This is a genomic window from Segatella copri, assembly GCF_009494835.1.
In the GTDB taxonomy this organism is placed as follows: domain Bacteria; phylum Bacteroidota; class Bacteroidia; order Bacteroidales; family Bacteroidaceae; genus Prevotella; species Prevotella copri_F.
This window is the reverse complement of the sequence record NZ_VZBE01000017.1, coordinates 28676-47107: the sequence shown is the minus strand read 5'-3', so window position 1 is coordinate 47107 and position 18432 is coordinate 28676. Positions and strand designations below refer to the sequence as shown.

The 18432-nt window shown below is 47.6% G+C and carries 24 protein-coding genes; 18 read left to right on the top strand and 6 right to left on the bottom strand.

All coding sequences use genetic code 11. The features are described 5' to 3' along the window. Positions 1-21 precede the first annotated feature (21 nt). The 10 genes from F7D47_RS03305 to F7D47_RS03260 are packed head-to-tail and all read left to right on the top strand — an operon-like array spanning position 22 to position 4769. Positions 22-936: an AAA family ATPase gene (locus F7D47_RS03305; RefSeq protein WP_153084891.1), complete on the top strand. Its 915-nt coding sequence runs from the start codon at positions 22-24 to the stop codon at positions 934-936. Then, the gene (locus tag F7D47_RS03300) at positions 929-1552 is read left to right on the top strand and encodes an AAA family ATPase (RefSeq protein WP_153084890.1); all 624 of its coding nucleotides are present in this window, start codon (positions 929-931) and stop codon (positions 1550-1552) included. Before F7D47_RS03305 ends, F7D47_RS03300 begins: the two co-directional genes overlap by 8 nt. An 11-nt stretch (positions 1553-1563) precedes the next feature. Beyond that, positions 1564-1821, top strand: a complete 258-nt coding sequence (locus tag F7D47_RS03295; protein WP_153084889.1) for a hypothetical protein — start codon at positions 1564-1566, stop codon at positions 1819-1821. Then, positions 1814-1990, top strand: a complete 177-nt coding sequence (locus F7D47_RS03290) for a hypothetical protein (protein WP_153084888.1) — start codon at positions 1814-1816, stop codon at positions 1988-1990. Before F7D47_RS03295 ends, F7D47_RS03290 begins: the two co-directional genes overlap by 8 nt. A gap of 50 nt (positions 1991-2040) precedes the next feature. Next, positions 2041-2304: a hypothetical protein gene (locus F7D47_RS03285; protein WP_119235709.1), complete on the top strand. Its 264-nt coding sequence runs from the start codon at positions 2041-2043 to the stop codon at positions 2302-2304. A gap of 34 nt (positions 2305-2338) precedes the next feature. After that, positions 2339-2842 carry a hypothetical protein gene (locus F7D47_RS03280; RefSeq protein ID WP_153084887.1) on the top strand — a complete coding sequence of 168 codons (504 nt, stop codon included), beginning with the start codon at positions 2339-2341 and terminating at the stop codon, positions 2840-2842. Further along, positions 2781-3482 carry a DUF3164 family protein gene (locus F7D47_RS03275; protein WP_153084886.1) on the top strand — a complete coding sequence of 234 codons (702 nt, stop codon included), beginning with the start codon at positions 2781-2783 and terminating at the stop codon, positions 3480-3482. The genes F7D47_RS03280 and F7D47_RS03275 overlap by 62 nt, the downstream gene beginning before the upstream one ends. 55 nt (positions 3483-3537) lie before the next feature. Continuing rightward, a complete protein-coding gene (locus tag F7D47_RS03270) occupies positions 3538-3843 on the top strand; it encodes a hypothetical protein (protein WP_153084885.1) in 306 nt (101 codons plus the stop codon). After that, entirely contained in the window at positions 3788-4345 is a 558-nt protein-coding gene (locus F7D47_RS03265; protein ID WP_153084884.1) for a phage virion morphogenesis protein, read from the top strand. The genes F7D47_RS03270 and F7D47_RS03265 overlap by 56 nt, the downstream gene beginning before the upstream one ends. A gap of 7 nt (positions 4346-4352) precedes the next feature. Beyond that, entirely contained in the window at positions 4353-4769 is a 417-nt protein-coding gene (locus F7D47_RS03260; protein WP_153084883.1) for a hypothetical protein, read from the top strand. 293 nt (positions 4770-5062) lie between these two features. Here the strand turns inward: F7D47_RS03260 and F7D47_RS03255 are convergent, their stop codons facing one another. From F7D47_RS03255 to F7D47_RS03235, 5 genes are read right to left on the bottom strand one after another with little or no spacing between them, the layout of a single operon-like run. Further along, positions 5063-6322 (bottom strand): phage head morphogenesis protein, encoded by a 1260-nt coding sequence (locus F7D47_RS03255; RefSeq protein WP_153084882.1) that lies wholly within the window; start codon positions 6320-6322, stop codon positions 5063-5065. 53 nt (positions 6323-6375) lie between these two features. Next, positions 6376-7662: a phage portal protein family protein gene (locus F7D47_RS03250; RefSeq protein WP_119235715.1), complete on the bottom strand. Its 1287-nt coding sequence runs from the start codon at positions 7660-7662 to the stop codon at positions 6376-6378. Positions 7663-7699: 37 nt separating this feature from the next. Further along, complete coding sequence (locus tag F7D47_RS03245; protein WP_119235716.1) at positions 7700-8119, bottom strand: phage protein Gp36 family protein; 420 nt, start codon at positions 8117-8119, stop codon at positions 7700-7702. 16 nt (positions 8120-8135) lie between these two features. Next, on the bottom strand, positions 8136-9701 hold the full coding sequence (locus F7D47_RS03240) for a hypothetical protein (RefSeq protein ID WP_153084881.1): 1566 nt from the start codon (positions 9699-9701) through the stop codon (positions 8136-8138). Positions 9702-9713: 12 nt separating this feature from the next. Then, positions 9714-10193, bottom strand: coding sequence for a terminase gpP N-terminus-related DNA-binding protein (locus F7D47_RS03235; protein WP_153084880.1), 480 nt, complete (start codon positions 10191-10193; stop codon positions 9714-9716). Between the two features lie 191 nt (positions 10194-10384). On the opposite strand from F7D47_RS03235, the gene F7D47_RS03230 reads away from it, so the two are divergent. From F7D47_RS03230 to F7D47_RS03200, 7 genes are all read left to right on the top strand, one after another. After that, positions 10385-11377 carry a phage protease gene (locus tag F7D47_RS03230; protein ID WP_153084879.1) on the top strand — a complete coding sequence of 331 codons (993 nt, stop codon included), beginning with the start codon at positions 10385-10387 and terminating at the stop codon, positions 11375-11377. 169 nt (positions 11378-11546) lie between these two features. Next, positions 11547-12464, top strand: a complete 918-nt coding sequence (locus F7D47_RS03225) for a phage major capsid protein (RefSeq protein WP_437181616.1) — start codon at positions 11547-11549, stop codon at positions 12462-12464. A 3-nt stretch (positions 12465-12467) separates the two neighbouring features. Further along, the gene (locus tag F7D47_RS03220) at positions 12468-12938 is read left to right on the top strand and encodes an N-acetylmuramoyl-L-alanine amidase (RefSeq protein ID WP_153084877.1); all 471 of its coding nucleotides are present in this window, start codon (positions 12468-12470) and stop codon (positions 12936-12938) included. Between the two features lie 53 nt (positions 12939-12991). Beyond that, positions 12992-13492 carry a hypothetical protein gene (locus F7D47_RS03215; protein ID WP_119235719.1) on the top strand — a complete coding sequence of 167 codons (501 nt, stop codon included), beginning with the start codon at positions 12992-12994 and terminating at the stop codon, positions 13490-13492. 335 nt (positions 13493-13827) lie between these two features. Continuing rightward, the gene (locus F7D47_RS03210) at positions 13828-14286 is read left to right on the top strand and encodes a phage tail tube protein (protein WP_153084875.1); all 459 of its coding nucleotides are present in this window, start codon (positions 13828-13830) and stop codon (positions 14284-14286) included. An 88-nt stretch (positions 14287-14374) separates the two neighbouring features. Continuing rightward, positions 14375-14659 carry a hypothetical protein gene (locus tag F7D47_RS03205; protein ID WP_153098431.1) on the top strand — a complete coding sequence of 95 codons (285 nt, stop codon included), beginning with the start codon at positions 14375-14377 and terminating at the stop codon, positions 14657-14659. A gap of 32 nt (positions 14660-14691) precedes the next feature. Next, positions 14692-15021: a hypothetical protein gene (locus F7D47_RS03200; protein WP_153084873.1), complete on the top strand. Its 330-nt coding sequence runs from the start codon at positions 14692-14694 to the stop codon at positions 15019-15021. 1 nt (position 15022) lies between these two features. Here F7D47_RS03200 and F7D47_RS03195 read toward each other — a convergent pair whose 3' ends face one another. Continuing rightward, entirely contained in the window at positions 15023-15232 is a 210-nt protein-coding gene (locus tag F7D47_RS03195) for a hypothetical protein (RefSeq protein WP_119235724.1), read from the bottom strand. A 74-nt stretch (positions 15233-15306) separates the two neighbouring features. Between F7D47_RS03195 and F7D47_RS03190 the strand changes: the two genes are divergently transcribed. After that, positions 15307-18342 (top strand): phage tail tape measure protein, encoded by a 3036-nt coding sequence (locus tag F7D47_RS03190; protein ID WP_153084872.1) that lies wholly within the window; start codon positions 15307-15309, stop codon positions 18340-18342. Positions 18343-18432 lie beyond the last annotated feature (90 nt).

Here is an 18432-nt window from a genome sequence, read left to right as displayed (position 1 = left end):
AACTTATAACAATAAACGAATATGATTACAACAGAACAAAAGAAAAAGATTCTGGCTGCGATTGCACAGAACCGCGCCAATTATCCTTCGGATGCCAAGCACGCTACATCCCTCGGGATTTCCACTTCGGTGTATAGCATGGTGAAACAGGGCGCCTTCGATAAAGCTCTGTCTGATGCCAACTGGGTGCGCATCGCCCGTCGCTTGGGTGTAAACCTCCGTCACGAGATAGAATGGAAGCCTGCCAACACCTTCACCTTCCTGTTCATCCAGAAGCAGCTGGAGCTTGCGCAGCTCTCTTCTCTGAGTATGATTCTCTGCGATGAACCGAACATCGGCAAGACCTACTCTGCCAAATACTACATCGGCTGCCACGAGAATGCCGTTTATATCGACTGCTCGCAGGTGAAGACCAAGCGCAGACTGATCCGTAAGATAGCCACCGAGTTTGGTACTGACAACAAGGGAACCTACAGCGATGTGTATGAAGACCTGGTATATTATCTCCGCACCCTGAACAACCCGCTTATCATCCTCGACGAGGCAGGAGACTTGCAGTATGAAGCCTTCCTGGAGCTGAAGGCGCTGTGGAACGCTACGGAGCATTGCTGTGGATGGTATATGATGGGCGCCGATGGTCTGAAGGAGAAGATAAACCGCAGCATCGACTGCAAGAAAGTGGGATATACCGAGATGCTGAGCCGCTACGGAGGCAGATTCTCTAAGGTGACTCCTGATGACGGCAAGGAGCGCGAGAAGTTCCTGATGAAGCAGGCTTCCATCGTTGCCAAGGTGAATGCTCCAGCCGATGCGGATATTCCTACCATCGTAAGAAAAACACAGGGCGGGCTGAGACGAGTATATACCGAGATAGAGAAGCTGAAGATAGCGGCAGAGAACGCTGCTGAAGCTTCCGGGGAGGCCAGTCATGGCTAAGCGGGCATACAGCCCCAGGGAAATACTGAAGATGACTTATAAGCCTATTCCCTGGGGTGGAGAGTGGGAACGGTGCTTCGGCCAGCCGGATATGTATGACACCTGGTTTATCTCGGGTCCGTCGGCTGGCGGCAAGAGCTCGTTCGTGATGCAACTTGCCAAGAAGCTCTGTGAATACGGAATAGTACTCTACTGCTCCTTCGAGGAGAAGGTAAGCATGAGTTTCAAGGAACGCATCCAGCGTTTTCACATGGAGGAAGAACAGGGCAGATTCAGAGTCTGCATCGATTCAGATCTGGAGAACCTGAAAAAGATGCTCAAGCAGCACAAGGGTCCTAAGTTCATCATCGTGGATTCGTTCCAGTACTCACATTGGGAATATGCACAGGTGGAAGCCCTGGTGGAAGAGTTCCCGAAGAAGAGTTTTATCTTCATCTCGCAGGAAGCAAAGAGCCAGCCACTGGGTAAGCCTGCCGTCAGACTGAAATACATGGCGGGCGTGAAAGTAAGAGTCGTTGGCTATGAGGCAGTCTGCCAAGGCCGATTCATTGGAGAAGCCGGAGCTACCTTCAAGGTATGGGAGGACGGACTTATCCAGGCTAGTAATAATCTGTAATTTGAAAGCTTATGAGTGAAGTGAATGAATCTCTCGAGGATTACGAGAAAGGTGACATCATCTACCTGCTGCTGAGCAAGGAACAATGCAGCTCGGTATTGGATGACTGGATGGAATGCAACTACTCCTGCGATTTGAGCGTGCGCAGATCAACAAAGACTCCCGGTAGCTATGTCGTTACAACCAAGAGTCTGATGTGGGCAACGAGAATCATAAAATGGCATGGGTATCAAAATGTAACTTACAAAAAGCCGAAGAAACATGGATGAAACAGTAGAAGATATCATCGCCTACATCAAGAAAAAGACTAAGGATTTCAGTTATCCTGACCAGGCAATGATGTATGACGAGCTTGCTTCCAAGCTCTGCGATATGAATGCAGATGCACTGAAGAATGAATATCTGGACAGTGATGATTATCTGCTCGATAGTGTGTAGAAAGGTGCTTCTGCGACAGAATTATAAACCCATAAACAATTCATTAGAACATGAAAAAGATTATTTATTCGATTAAGAAATGGTGGAAAAAGACCACTGAGGAGTATCATCGCCAGCAGGTGCTGAAGCGTGAGAAGGAAGTAAGACGTGAGGCGATGCACCGATTACAGGTAAGGGAGTTTGAGAGCGGGCTATATCTCTGTCTGGATGATATCCCGATATTGAAGGAGATTGAGGTTGCGCAAGCGTTGCCTAACGCCCTGCATGAAGCGCGAGAGCATTATCAGGACTATAAGCTGAGTCTCGGCTTATGATCTACCGATTGCAGATTAACAAGGAGGGAAGTTTATGGCACGACCGATTGCAAACTACCATCGTTTCTACGCCTCGTTTAATAAGTTGCCAAAGCACGGCGATGACGAAGAGGCTAAGGCGGCTATCGTGAGCCAATACACGAATGGGCGCACAACACATCTTCGTGAGATGAGGGCGCAGGAGTATAAGGAATGCTGCAAGGCATTGGAGAACATGCTTGGTTATGGTGACCAGCGCAAGCACTGGCGAAGCATCTGCCTGCACCTGATGCAGGAACTCGGGGTAGACACCAAGGACTGGAACCGCATTAACGAGTTCTGTCGTCATCCGAGGATTATGGGTAAGGATTTTGCCCTGATTACAGTGTCGGAACTGGAGCAGCTGAGCGTGAAGCTGAGAGCCATCAAGCGAAAGGGAGGACTGAAACAGCAGGAAGGTATTAATATTAATCATATAAATTTAATGTTTATTGAAAATGAAACAGAACAAACAGGAACAGGAGCAGGCGGCTACAAAGCAGGGCAGCTCCCCAGTTGACATCAGTCAGCTTTCAGAAGAACAGAAGGCATCTCTTCTGGCTCAGTTGAATGCCGAGGCAAAGAACGAGCGCATCAACAAGCGTGATGCCTACGAGGGCTTGCGAGGCGAATTTATGCACAAGGTTGAAGGTATGCTCATCAACGTTACCGCAGACGTCAAGGGCTTCAAGGAGTGGCTGAGAGAAGAATCTTCTGCCTTCGTCAAGCTGATGAGAGAGTACGGCCAGGTGAAAACCGATGAGCAGAAGAACTACACGATCACTGATGGTGATTTCCGTTTGCAGATCAGCTGCAACAGCGTGAAGGGATTCGATGAGCGTGCCGACCTCGCAGCGGAGCGCCTGGTAGCTTTTCTGAAGGATTACATGAAGAAGAGCGAGAAGGGAACCGATGATCCGATGTACCAGCTGGCAATGACGCTGCTGGAGCGTAACCAGGCAGGAGATCTCGATTACAAGAGCATCTCCAAGCTCTATGAGCTGGAGGACAAGTTCAATGATCCGGAGTACTCGGAAATCATGAAACTCTTCCAGGAGAGCAATGTAGTGCAGAAGAATGCAACCAACTATTACTTCTGGAAGCGCGACAAGGAGACGGGAGTCTGGCGCCGCATAGAGCCAAGCTTCTGCCGCATCTAAAGTTAGATTATTTATTGTTATAATGTTTTAAGTTGAAAGAAAGGAACAGCCCTCGATGAGGAACGGAAAATGTAGAAACAACCGTGGATTGAGTTATCAGAAGCGGGTAACGGAGATTAACCGCATCTTTGATCGCTATGCCAAGCTGGGAGTCCCTAATAGGGAGATCTGGCGGCGTTACGTGTACCCGGTGTATGCCATCTCGGAGCGCCAGTTCTACAATGTTCTGAATGCGAGCGCAGATCCTCGTAACGAGATTCCTCATCAAGAGGAGCTGTTCCTGAATTTCATAGATAACGACGGCTATGGCAACAGAGAAAGAACTGAGGACGGTAATAGGCCGCATTCTGAAGGATATTAGAATAGGTATCGGTGATGAGTTTGATCAGAACTTTGAGAGACAGGCTTTCTTTACCAAAGCCTGGGCGAGAAGAAGAAGCCCGCTTCGCCCCGGCGGTCATATTCTCGTTGATACAGGAGCGCTGAGAAAAAGCATCAGCAGTAGAAGTGATGAAAGCAGCATTACTTTCTATAGCGATCTTCCTTATGCTGCCATCCATAATGAAGGAGGGGAAATAAAGGTTACTGCCAGGATGAAAAGATACTTCTGGGCTAAATATAATGAAGCACAAGGCGGTTTTGGCAGGAAGGAAAACGGCGAGCTTCGCAACAATAAGAAGAACCGACAGCTCGGAACGGAAGCAGAGTTCTGGAAAGCGATGGCTCTGATGAAGGAAGGAAAGGTTATCAAGATTCCTAAACGTCAATTCCTGGGCATGAGCCCCGAGGTGGAGGAAGACGTGAGGCGCATTATAGAAGACAACCTTACTTCTTATTTTGAGAACGACTTCAAATTTAAATAAACAAGATATGGATCCAAGACAAGAATTATACGCTGCACTCGTGGAGCAGCTGAAAAACATTCCCGAGGTGAAACATGTGGACCTGTGGAATGAAAATGTAGTTTATGCAGATCAGGACGAGCCATGGCAGCGTCCGGCAGTATTCATAGAGTTAGGAGCGATTGACTGGACAACGATGCAGGGCGCTCTCCGAGGAAACGGGGATATCAAACTGCATACGGTAATAGACTGGAGTGAGAATGCGCCTATAGAGGCTTGGCAGTTGACTGACAAGATCTGGCAGGCGCTGGAAGGCATTAGAAGCAAATCGTTTGACGGGTATTATCCTAGGCAGACTCTATCCAATGGGAGCCATGAAGAGTTGTACGAGAACATTGATGTTTTCAGGGTAAAGTATCTCAAGTCCTGGAGCACGGCGAGATAAATTTCTTTCAATTCATATATACTATTATATTAGGTTCTGTAAGTTATAGAAAATTATGTTGTTAATTTATTTTTTTATTATGTTTTTAGGCGCTTATATGCGAAGACGAGCGATCTAATATTAGAAATGTTTTTCATATTTACAAAGAAAATGGCGGGTGTCGTGATGACACTCGCCATTTTGATTTTTTTTCTCATTTTCTTGCTAGTTTAAAATATTTGTTGTATCTTTGCATCCGGATAACCCTGGTGTTTCCTAATGGCCCATGTGAAGGACCGCAGGAAACGCTGGGGTTATTTCTTTTTGAATGCTATGTAGAGTGTTTCCCTACTATTTTTCCTTATTTCTGTTTTCAGCTTCCAGACTTCGCCGTCAATATGTATCTCGTACTCATTGTAACCAGTGGCGCCTCTTTTTCTCTTCTTCTCTACATTCTTGATGTCTTTTTCGGATGTCATATCCTTTACTTCTCCTAGTGGGCTGAAACGTATGAAAGAGAGTTGGTCCAGATGGCTAGCTATCCACTTGAAGGCGTTGATTTCTTCTATCGTACGGGCATGCTTGAGACCAAGTTCTAGAGAGTCTCTAGTCTGAAAATACTTTCCTGTTTGCAAGGAATTGGAAGACTTTGTGAAGTTGGTGGACTCTTTTATATAACCTTTCTTCTCGGTACAGAGCCGTGATGCCTCAGCGTCCATAGCGCATTTGTGCAGCCTTCTGCATGCTTCGCACAACTGATTGTGCGGAAGTGCCAGATTGACGTTCTTGCCTTTCGCTACATCGCAGCTATTACACTTCTTGATGGTGTAAGGATTGTAGTCAGGAACCGCCTTACCCTGCTTTCCGCTATTGAACCGGAAAATATTAAAGCGCTCTCCGTCTAAGGCTTCTTTTCCTCTGTCCATCGCTTCACCATGAGGTGTGGCATCATACTTCCATTTGAGAACCTGGACCACCGTACAGCGGCAGTTCCATCCATTTGGAGGGTAGTAGCTCTCCCAGAAAGGGTCACTCATCGGTAGTGTTACTCTATCGAGAGCAGCATGCTCCGGTCGTACCTTGTCATCATGGGCTGTTCTGTACTGGAGATAGTATTCGTCACCATCCTCGGCAAAGCGTTCCCATTTGGCAGCCATGGTAGCAGAAGACTGCACGAAGCCGTATTCTGCCCGAAGATAGTTCCTGTTGTAAGTCTCGTTAATCTTTCGTACATCATTCAAAAAGCGTTCGAACGGTTTTCTATCTCCATTCTCATCAAGCAAGCTAGGGAATGCCTCGTTAAGCTCGTGGAAGGTTTTCATGCCGGAGAAGATATAGTTGGAACGGGTTAACCGCTCGCGCATTTTGTCGGTCATTTCCACCTTCTCGAAACTGGAATCCAGGATATCGGTATGTTCCTGTATAAAATCCATGGCCTCGTTGCTTGACAGGATATTGATATCCAGGTGCGCGCCGTGCTGACGGAAGAGCGCTTTCATCAGCTTGTCGAAACGGGAGGATATTTCCTGGTATCTCAGTTTTTTTTCGTCGGCTGATGTGAGTTGAATATTCATTTTGCCAATGATGGCTTCGTATCGGCTGTGCAGCCCCTTGTAGTCATCGGGGCTTAGTCGAAAAAAGGTCTGGAGAGTTGCAGTCCAGGCTGCTGTATGCGTTCTCCTACAGGCATGTTGTATTTGTCTGCGAAATACTTAGGATCTACTTCGTAACGGTCGGAGATCATTTTCTCGTATTCCATCTGCTGTTCCGGTGTATAATCAACGCTTTCATCCCATGAAAAATGATAGCCTTTAAGCGGATATCCGTGACGGATCATGCGGGGTATGAGCTGATTATTGATAATGCTTGCCAGCATCTTCGCATCGCTCTCGACCAGGTTTTCAAACACTTTGAGGTGAGTCTGACTCTGGGATAAGGAGCTGCCATCCTCGATAGTCATAGTTTGCCCAATGATAAGCTTGGAGATTTCGCTGTTGGAACGGTCCACACGCTTGTCATAGACGTTGAACGCATCGCTCTTGGTGCTTTCGATGATTTGAATATCCGTTCCTTCGGGGAATAATGCCCATGGAGCGATATCCATGCCCTTGAGCATTTCTTCGATGCGCTGCTGGTCTGCCTTATCTCTGGAAGCAGTCTTGGCTACTCGCATAGGCATTCCGAAAACCTCGCTGAAGACATCCCATGCTGCGAGAACGTTCTTTTTCGGGATGGCGTGGAGTGCAGCCTTGAGATAGAGACCGAGGTCGTCGGGCTTTCCTGCCTCGATAAGGTTGTTGTACCATTCCGGCTCCCTATAGTCTATTCCCGTAGTCCAATCCTGTCCGAGGTCTGTAACTACACGATGATGTTCCGGAATTACGAATTTACGGTCGATAAGCTTTACTTCCGAGTAGCAGGGACATCCGTCTCCATCCTTCCTGATATCTCCCAGTTCTATCAGGGAATGCCCGTAATAGATAGAATCAAGAATGAGGCGGCAGAGTTCGTAGAACCATTCCTGGTCGAAATAATGCTTGAGTTCATCACAAGGCTTGCCGCTTTTGTCTTCGATGTTAAAAGACTTGGAAAGGACGAAGCCTGTGCGCTGGCCAATACATCCGGTAACATGGGCATCCGTGGCGGTATCTCTGTAGATATCGTAGAGCATCTGTCTGTTTGGACTCTCTATGCTGATAGCCTGCTGCCAAGCCTTGCGCCATTTCTGGATATCACTCTTGGTAAGAGCTTCGGTGGTGCGCTGAAGCTTGGATATGATATGCTGGGCATTTCTGCGGGTTGTCTTGTCGGCGAGGATGATGTCGCCGAACTTGGTATGCAGCAGCCGTGGCTCACCCTTGACGGCACGCCGGATGTCGTAGATGCCCTGTAATGTCTTGTCAAATAGATTCATCTTGCTTTATTTTTTGAATATTAAACTTGAATACGGATTACCAGGAGTGACGGTTTGGTCCGTTTCCCCACTTAACGCCATTAGTGTTAGCCTCACCTGTAGCCTCGTCTGTGGCTACAGGCAGGTCCGGAACTATTTTTCCAGCCGCAACCCCTTCTAGCCACTTGATGGCACGCTCGTAGCGTTCCTTGCGCACATCGCTGCCCATTCTCTGCGGTTGTGCTGCAATCATATTATAGAGAGCAATATCCGCTGCATACATCACTATCTGTCGGTTGCGGTCATTTCCTATGGCGGAGAAGACCTTGTCGCAGTCATATTTAGGACGGAGATAGCCTGCTATCTCTTCCACCGCTTCCTGAATGGCATTGTCGGCGTTAGCGTCGTCTGCCTGGGTGATGACCTTGAGTGCGGCTTCAGAAGCCACCACCTTGAAATCTTCTTGAGTAATAAACATATAAAATACTTTTTAATTACCAACCATTTTTAGGAGATCTCCGCTTGCCTATGCGTGGCTTAAAAGCATCGACGCGTCCTTGTCGCTGAAGGATGAAGATGGCTCCTTCGTCAGCATCAGGAGCGTCATCGTGTGCCCTGCTTCCATGTTCCAGAGCCAGCGTCTGCTCGATTCCCACCTGCATATCCTCTGAGTCTTTAAGGTTCTCATTGTAGAACACCAGACCTCGTTCCCATAAAGGGGCGACACTCTCGATACGTTGTAGCTTATCGGGCTTTTTCCGGTTATCAGCAGATATCGGAAGCTGATAACCCCGAAGCTCTCCCTCTTTGTAGAATTCGTCGAGAGCTGTATCCTGCATCAGGTTTGCTTCCATATAAAACTGGATACTGGTTCCCTGCTCCATGGCCCTTTCATAGAGGTTATATTGCCACCTTACCATCTCTCCGGTGGTGGCCTGGCGCACGAAGCAGTCTATCAGGTGAAGTTCGCTGCCCAGCTTACCCCAGAGCCTGCATGCCTTGTAGTCGTTGGCTGTCGTGGATTTCCAGGATGGGTCTGTATAGCAGACCAGGGCATCATACTTGGTGAGTTTAGGCATACGCTTATACTTGATCCATTCGTGACGGAAGATAGAACCGTCGATGATAGGGTTATGCATCATCTCCTTATTCCAATCCCTGTAACCAACGAATTCCCGGTAAGCATCTACCTCCTCCCGTGTCCATTTCTCCTTCCATGTCGGTTCTCCGTTCTTATCTACGGCATACACCTTACTCAAGAAAACACCTTTGGTATTGGCGATGTTATAGAGTACGGAGTTCTTGGAAATCAGGTTGCCGACCATGATGAAACGGCCGCGGCCTACATCGAGAGAACCGAAGAGGGCAGACTTTACCCAGGATGTAAGTTCACGAACTCGTTTTTCGTTCTTGCAGAGCTCATCGTCATCAAGGTCATCGATGACGATGTAATCAGGGCGGGCTTCCCTATCACGGAGACCTCGGGGACTCTGACCGCGACCGCATGCCAGGAACTTGACACCGCAGTTCGCCTTGAATTCTCCGTCGGTCCAGTCTCCTCCGGCAGGCTTCTGTTCTCCGAAGTCACGCTTGAGGCGATCGTTGTACTCCAGTTCTGCCTGGATATCACCAAGGAGGCGGCAGGCGGCATCTTCACTCTTGCCGACTACTACCATGAAGTTTATCAGGCGTAGCGGCTGGAACATGAGCCACAAGGGGGTGAATACATCCATGTGGGTACTCTTGGCATGACCGCGCGGCCACATGAATACAGCCTTCAGGTTAGCGGTGCGCTTGACCTTGCTTGCCGCCTGGTTGTGGAATGGCGCATTGTGGATAGTACGGATCACCTTTCCGGTAGTCTTGTCCTTGAGTTGCAGGAAGTGAGGAAAGTAATACTCGCAGAAAGCAGCATAGTTCTGCTGTAGCCTGTGGATGCGAGCTTCCTTCTCGCTCTTGCCTTCTGGAGCCATGAGCGATGTATCTGTGAGCGCCGCAATCTGCTTGCAGTGCTCCTTCCATTCCTCTATGGCCTTTTTCTTTTCTGCTAGTGTTGCCATTATATATATGTATTAAAGATCGCAGGAAAAACCGTTCTGCATCTTGTCGGAGATGAAGAGATCCTGGTAATAATTAAATGTCTTGAGGAGTTCCGGTGTGATATTCGGATCATTCTGTGCCCGGAACTGCATCCATTTGCTGAATGCCATAAATACCTCGATGGCATCTACTACGTTAGCCTTCTTGTCAAGCTTCTCTATAACGGCTGACATTTTAGCCAGCTTGTCACCCAGTCCGGCAATCTTCGCAGCGTCACCGGAAGCATTGACATCGGTAATGAGGGTGTCGATGCTATGGAGCAGCTTGTTTACCAGCTCCGGGCGGGTCACGCTTGTGGCAGCCCGCTGCTCCTTCCATCCTTCCTGGTTGGCCCATTTAGAGAGAGTCTGACGGGAGATGTCTATCTGGTCTGCTATCTCGTTCTGATCCTTGCCTGCCATATATAATGTTCTGGCGAGCTTTTTCTTCTTTTCTAATTCTGCTTTTGTCATGTTATAACTGTGTTTTAATGTGAATAAAATGGCGGGCTATGTTGAAACCCACTGCAAAATTGGCATTTTTTAGGGAGTCTGCCAAAAAAGTATGAAATAATTGCATACCTTTATGAAACGATTGCAGCGTTTTTTGGAGGGTTCGTGGAAAGTTCGTAATATTGCAGTCGAAATTCAAAAACGAATCGCAAATGGGAAAGAAAGTTAGAATTAGCGATGAGAGCGTGAACTGCTATGGTACGCGCATCATTACATCAGGTATTGACCTGACACAGTACGAGCGCAATCCTGTATTACTGTATATGCATGACCGCAGTCAAGGTGTAGTCGGGCTGGTGAAGAACCTGAAGGTGGAAAACGGAGAGCTGACTGGAGAAATCGAGTTTGACGGAGCCACTGAGCTGAGCCAGCGACTGAAGAAACAGTATGAGTTCGGGTCGATGCGCATGGTAAGCGCCAACTTGCAGATTTTGGAGACTTCCGATGATAAGAGTCTTGTGCTGGAAGGACAGACTGCGCAGACAATTACCAAGAGCCGCCTCTTCGAGGTGAGTGCCGTTGATATCGGTGGCAATGATAACGCCATCGTGTTATACTCTCCGGATGGAGAACAGTTGCCGTTGATGAAAGGCGAAGAGAACGGAAGTACTTTCCTGCCTTTGTTAAATAGTAATATTAATCCTCTTAAAAAAGAAGTAGAAATGGAATTGAAAACTTTAGCCCTTCAGCTGGGGCTTAGCGAAACAGCTGACGAAGCTACCGTCTTGCAGAAGGTTAGTGAGTTGAAGTTGAAGGCCGAGGGTGCAGCAGCACTCCAGAAGCAGGTTGACGAGTTGAAGGCGGCGCAGGAGGCGCTTGCTCTTGCCGGTATTACAGCCGCCGTGGATCAGGCCGTAAGCGAGAAGCGTATCGATGCCAGTATGAAGAACCATTTTGTCGAGCTTGGCAAAAAGGTAGGTATTGACACATTGAAGTTGACCTTGTCGGCTATGCAGCCACAGGGTAAGCTCTCCGCACAGTTGCACCGTACCGATACTGGTCAAATCGTGGCAGAGGAAACAGACTTCTCCAAGTACGAGAAGCTGAGTGCCGTTCCATCCGGCAAAATGATGGATCTGCACGACAATCATCCTGATGAGTTCGTTCGCCTCTACAAGGCTGAGTACGGATTCGAACCAGCTTAATTTCAAGGTAACATAAAAATATTTTATAATTATGAATAAATTGATTAAAGTGTTTTCCGCATTGTTGTTCAATGCAATTATGGGTGCTCTCATTGCACTCTTGTTGGGATATAATCCATTCTGGGGTGCAGCTGTTGCCTCCCTTGTTGCTATCGCAGCAGGAACGTTTATGCCAAAGGGGTCTGCTTACGCAGGCGTTCTTAAAGAAGTATGGACTGGAGAGCTTATCAGGGCTCTGCGTGCCTACCTGGATGCTTCTTGGCTTGTAGGCGTGCCAGACCAGAGTTCTGTCGTGGATAATGATGTAATTCATATGGTGGATGTCGGTGCGGACCCTCAGGTGCTGGTTAATAACAAGACATATCCTATCGAAGTCCAGGAACTCGAGGATGGAGACAAGACCTTCTCTCTCGATAAATTCCAGACAAAGGTTGTTCCTGTTACCGACGACGAATTGTATGCACTGAGTTACCCCAAGATGGCTCGTGTCAAGGAGAGTTGCGCCAACGCAATCAATGACACCAAGTATGCCAAGGCTGCCCATGCGCTCTGTGCCAATGAGGACACCGCCAAGACTCCTGTATTGGTAACGTCTGGCGCCGTGGATCCTGTGACCAAGCGAGTTAAGCTCTGTATGAACGATCTGGTGAATCTGAAGCGAAAGCTTGATGAACTGGGTGTTCCTCCAACCAACCGCCGACTTGTGCTCTGTACTGATCACGTGAACGACCTGCTCGAGACGGAGCAGACTTTCAAGGAGCAGTACAACGTTGACCGCAATGACGGCAAGGTCGGTAAGTTGTACGGTTTCGATATCTACGAGTTCGGCGCCAACCCTACCTATAGCATCACAGGCAAGAAAAATGCGCTGGGTGCAGTGCCTAAGGCTGGCGAGTTCCAATGCTCATTCGCATTCTACGTGCCTCGTGTGTTCAAGGCTACAGGTAGCACCAAGATGTATTATAGCGCCGCAGAGAACGATCCACAGCAGCAGCGCAATCTCATCTCATACCGTCATTATTTCATCTGTCTGCCTATGAAGGAAGACGCTGGCGGCGTAATCCGTTCAGGCTATAACGCAGGTTAACCGATGGCAAAAATGAAATATCTGGTAATCCACTGCACTGCTACGCCGGAAGGTCGGGAGGTGACAGCCGCCGACATCCGGCACTGGCACTGCGACCCTCCAGCCAAGGGCGGCAGAGGATGGAAGCAGGTGGGCTATACTGATCTTGTGCATCTGGATGGCAGCATAGAGCGCCTGGTGGATAACAACGAGGATGCGGAGGTGGACCCATGGGAGATTACCAATGGTGCTGCTGGCTATAATGCCGTGAGCCGGCATGTTGTCTATGCAGGAGGTGTGAGCAAGTACAACGGTAAACCGCTCGACACCCGCACCCTGGAGCAGAAGAAGGCTCTTGCCGATTATGTGAGAAACTTCCACAACCGCTTCCCTCAAATCCGTATTGTTGGACATAACGAGTTGAATCCAAGGAAAGCCTGCCCGTCTTTTGATGTCCAGGAATGGCTTCGCTCGTTAGGTATCAGGCAAGTGTAGATTTTTTCAGTAATAGTTGATAGTTTATTAGGTTAAGAAAGGTTTGAAAGGCGATGACAGACATCATACTAAACATACTGCAGTGGGCTATCCTACCGGGCGGCATTGGTACTGCCATCGCCTGGATAGCCAATCGAAAGGTGAAGGAGGCTGAGCAGGCGAAGCGCATACATGACACCTTCAAGGAGATGTATGGCGACGTGAGCAAGGAGCTCCTGGCAAAACAAAAAGAACTGAATGATGCAGCAGAAGATAATGCAAAGGCTATCGAGGAACTCAACAAGGAGAACGCCCGCACCCGCTATGCACTTAATAGGCTCACGCGGGCTATTGAGGCTATTCAGCTTTGTCCTCATCGTGCTAGCTGCCCTGTCAGTGGTGAGCTGCGCCACGACGAAGACGACCAGGAAGGAACAGAACCTGGTGCAAAGCGTACAAAGCGCCGACAGTGCAAGCCAAAGTCTGAGTCAGATGGTAAGCCAGGTGAAGACAATGGCGATGTGGTCCCAGCCGATAGCGAGCGACACGGTTCGGTTGAGCATTCCGATGAATAATCTTCTCTCTCTGCCGCAGGGCGCAAGCTATAATGGTAAGCATGGCCGTGCTAACGTGAAGGCGTACGTACAGCCGAATGACGGTGGCGAAATGCCAACGATCATCGTAGAGGCATCGTGTGACAGCTTGCAGCAGCTGTGCCTTCGGTATGAGAGTGAGCGAGACTCCTTACGAAACCAGGTAAGTCTGCTTAGCAGACAGATGGAAATGTCGTACAGCAATAATAATAGAACGGAGCAGAAAAAGCCTCCTAACGGCGTTTGCCTGGATTTGTTTTTTATTATCGCAGGTATTATGACCTGCTTGTTTTTAATCTATTTAATCAGAAAAAAATATGGGTAACGTATTAGACGGAACAGACCTTATTCTTTCAGTTGGGGGTAAGGCATTGGGTTACAGTACCGGGTGCAAGATTACAACCAGCACAGAGACTGGCGAGCGTGTAACAAAGGAAGCTTCCGCAGGCAAGTGGAAGGAGAAGTATGTAAAGAGCTTCTCTGAGAGTATCAGCGCTGATGGTGTCGTGCTGACGGGTAGTAATGCAGAAATGCCTACCTATGATCAGCTGAAGGATCTCCAGCTGGCAGGAACTCCTGTCGAGGGAACCTATTCTGCTCGAGAAGGTGATGGCCGTGAAGGCAAGACTGCCGGACAGTACAAGGGTAAATACATCATTACCTCGCTCGATCTCGATGCGCAGGCTGGTGAGGATGCGAAGTACAGTGTACAGCTTGAGAATTGTGGTAAGGTTGAAAAAATCGGCGCAGGCTTGCAGGGGACAGCAACCGAATGACTGAATACCGATGATGCCGGGAATGACGAATCCCCGGTTTCGGCCGTAAGTGAAACGTCTTTAGAATCTGAAACGGATGAATAAAATCATGATTAAAGTTGGTGACATGGAGTTTCCTTGTCGCCTCACTATGGGAGCGATGCTCCAGTTCAAACGCACTGTCGGTAAGGATGTCAGTCAGATGAACTGGGAGGATATGGAAGAACTGTTAACGCTTATGTGGTGCTGCGTATCGAGCGCCTGCCGAGCCGATAACATTGAATTCTCCATTGACTTCACGATGTTCTGCGACTTAGTGTCTCCGGCAGATATGGCTAAGTGGAATTCCGCAATAGCTGAAGCGAATGAAAAAAAAAGCGAGAAGGAACAGTAAATTCCGAATCGGGCAATGATGATCCGGTGGATGTGGAACATCTTCTGGGTATAGCTATGGGGTGTATGGGGATGAGCATGGATGACTTTTGCCGATGCACCCCATCTGAATACTATGCAGCGTATGAAGCTTGGCATGATGCTGTAGATGCTGCGGAACGTGGCAAGTGGGAACGGGTAAGAATGCAATGCCTGTGCATCCTGCAACCCTACTCGAAGGATAAGCTCAAGGCTAGAGATATTATGCAGTTTGCCTGGGATAAGGAAGTGCAGACTGAGATTCCAGAAGCGAAAGAGGAACTCAGTCGTGAGGAAATCATGAAAAGATACAAGATAGCAGCAAAGAGGGCTGGATTACATTAGCTTAGATATTGTCGTCTTTTATTGTCATGAATCCCCAAAGTAGAAGAGATACGAAAAAGACAGCGAGACACCAAACCATGGCTTCTGCTAACCATGAAGGCGAACCATGTCTCATGGCTAAGTCGCAAAAATACATACCGAACAGAAAGCTCAGTACGGAAATCAAACCAATAGCGGTTCTTGTTGTGTTGGGTTTTACTTCGTATTTCATAATTTTCGTTTTATTTTAAACACGCTGCAAATATAATAAAAAAGACGCAATAATCCAAATTAAATATCGCAAAAATGGCTAATGAGGTAAAATTTAACATTCGGCTCAATATAGACGGTAAAGATAGAGTGGTTGTTGCCACAACTGCTGTAGATAACCTGAGACACGTGGTGAATAGTGTCAATGAAGCCACAGAAGATTTGAAGGGTAAGCTTATTAATACCAATCAGATTACGGAGGCGTGGAGAAATGTTACTGATGCCTTCCAGCAGATGGTGGGTGACCTTAATCAGGTTACAGCGGAAAGCCGGACTTTTGGAGCGGCCATGGCTGCGGCTAATACCATGGCTGGTAAGAGCGGAAAGGAATTTGCGGCAATGAAGCAACAGGTAGCAGAACTTGCCGAGGAAATACCAATTGCGCGTGATGAACTTGCAGGCGGTCTTTATCAGGTTATCTCGAATGGAGTTCCGGAAGACAACTGGATTGATTATCTCCGTTCTTCGGCAAAATCCTCTGTGGGAGGTATTGCCAATCTAGGAGAAGTGGTAAAGGTTACTTCTAACATTATCAAGAATTACGGACTGGAATGGAGTGATGCTGGAGAGATACAGGACAAGATACAGTTAACCGCAAAGAACGGTGTTACCTCGTTCGAACAGATGGCGCAAGCCTTGCCGCGTGTTACGGCTCAAGCTTCGACGTTAGGAGTGTCGATAGATGAGCTGATGGCTTCATTCGCTACTCTTACCAACGTAAGTGGAAATACCGCAGAGGTTAGTACTCAGCTTGCCGCTATTTTTACGGCTCTTATTAAACCTTCGAGCGAAGCTACAGAAATGGCCCAGCAAATGGGTATTCAGTTTGATGCAGCGGCTATTAAGGCGGCTGGTGGAATGCAACAATTCCTTGAGTCTCTTAGTGCAGACGTAAAGCGATTCTCTGCATCGAGCGGTATGTTGGAACAGGAAATCTACGGCAAACTTTTCGGTAGTGCGGAAAGCCTTCGTGCTATCACTCCTTTGGTAGGTAATCTGGCAGATAAATTCAGAAGTAATGCTACAGAAATGCAAAACAGCGCAGGAACGGTTAGCAAGTCCTTTGATATCATGGGTAGTACAGGAAGCGCTAAGATTCAACTTCTGAACAATAAACTTGGTGAATTCACAGACGTAATACAGGGAAGTATTGGTAATACTCTTCCGTACGCAAATTTTGCGTCTCAGCTGATTATTACTACCAATGCAGCTTGGACTCTGACTAGAACTATTACTAATCTTGGAGTTACGTCCAAGGTTACTTCTGCGATTGTAGCTATGTTTAGTCCTATCTGTAAGGTGGCGTCTGCTGCTTTTACAGGTGCAGCTGTAAGCGCTGAAACCTTAAGACTAGCAATTAGAAGCTTATATATAACAGCTGGTGTTGGAATAGCTATTGCTGCTCTTACAGAAGTGATTAATCATCTGTCTGCTAGCAATGACCAGGCAGCAAGTAGTGTGGATAACCTATCGCAAGCAGAAGAGAAGGCTAAGCAGGCGCACGAGCAAACTGCTCAGCAGATATCATCCGTACGTAGTGAAATGTCGCTGAATATCGCCAAGCTCAAAGATTTCAAGGGTAGCAAGGAACAGGAGAAGACTCTGGTGCAGCAGATGAATAGCAAGTATGGGGAGGTCATGGGCTATTATTCGACCGTATCACAATGGTATCAGGCTCTTACCGCAAATTCTGAGGCGTACTGTAACCAGATGATCAATGAGATTAGATTGAGGGAACTTGCTAACCAGGCAGCAGACCTGATCAAGCAGCAGCACGATATTAAATATGATGAAAACGGGAAGCTGAAGAAATATAGCAAGAAAAATAAAACTAAAACCAAGACAGTAGGTCAGATAGATGCTGGTGACGGCAAGATTATTCCTATTAAGCAAAGGGTTGAAATCGAGGGTACTAGCCAGCTTGATGATGCTAACAGAAAGATGACTTCGCTTTACCGTCGGCAGCAGAATGTGAAAAAGCAAATGGAGTCCATCGTCAAGAATGGACAGAAAATAAGCTTCAAGCATACTGCCGGGTATAGTTCGACTCCTCCACCATCATCTTCCGGCAATACAACAAAAGGCGGAGCGACAACTACAACGAAGCCGGAAGTGAAGGAGAAGGCTCTAGAGGGTAGTATTGATTTCTATGAGGAGGAAATTAGGGAATTGCAGAAGAAAATCAATGCTTCGGCTGATGAAGCTGCCGCCAAGAGTCTTCAGAAGATCATGGAAGGAAAGCAAAGGGAGCTAGGAATGCTGAAGGTAAGGCTAGGTATCGAAAGTGTTCCTGATATCGAGGTTAAGAAAAAGGCTGAAGATATATTATCGGATATAGATGGGCAAATTGACCATCTCAAGCTAAAACCAATAGAGATTAAAGTTGAAGGACTAGAAGATCTGGGGAAATTGCAATCTCTCGGTAATATCGATCTCTCGAGTTTTCAGAACGTCCAGCAGCAGCTGCATACCATTAATGGAATCTCTAATTCTACAGCCAAAGGACTTGCAGTAGCCGGAGAGAGCTGTGCAGCGCTTGGAAGCGCCATGCAGCAACTTGGTTCCGACAGTGCGGCAGCCAAGGCTGGTATAATGATGGCCGCTGTAGGTCAGATTGTTCTTTCCTTCGCACAAGCGATGACCTCTACCAAGACCTGGATAGACTGGCTTGCCTTCGGTATTACAGGTGCAGCACAGTTGGCTAGCATTATTGGTATGATAAGCAAGTTTGCTACAGGTGGTATTGTTGGAGGTAATCAGAAAAGCGGTGATAATATCCTGGTTCGTGTTAATTCGGGAGAGATGATCCTGAATGCAGCACAGCAGGCTAGGCTTTTTGCAATCGCCAATGGCGCATCCCTCTACGGAGCTGCTGCTCAGGTTGGTTCTGGAATCTCTGATGGATTTGCTCCGGGAGTAAAGGCTTCTACAAGTCGCTTGCAGGGTATCCTTGTCGAGAACGACCAGACACCGATAGATATCAACCTGCGCCTGCGGGGAAGAGATATTGTAGGCTCTGTAGCGAATGAGACAAGAAGTAATCGCAAGCGGAGTAATATCCGTATCAGATAATAGTATTATAACATTATTATAAAAGCATTAGTAGGTTATGTATATACACGGTTATTATTATAACAGGCTAGAAGAGAAAATCTCCGTTTA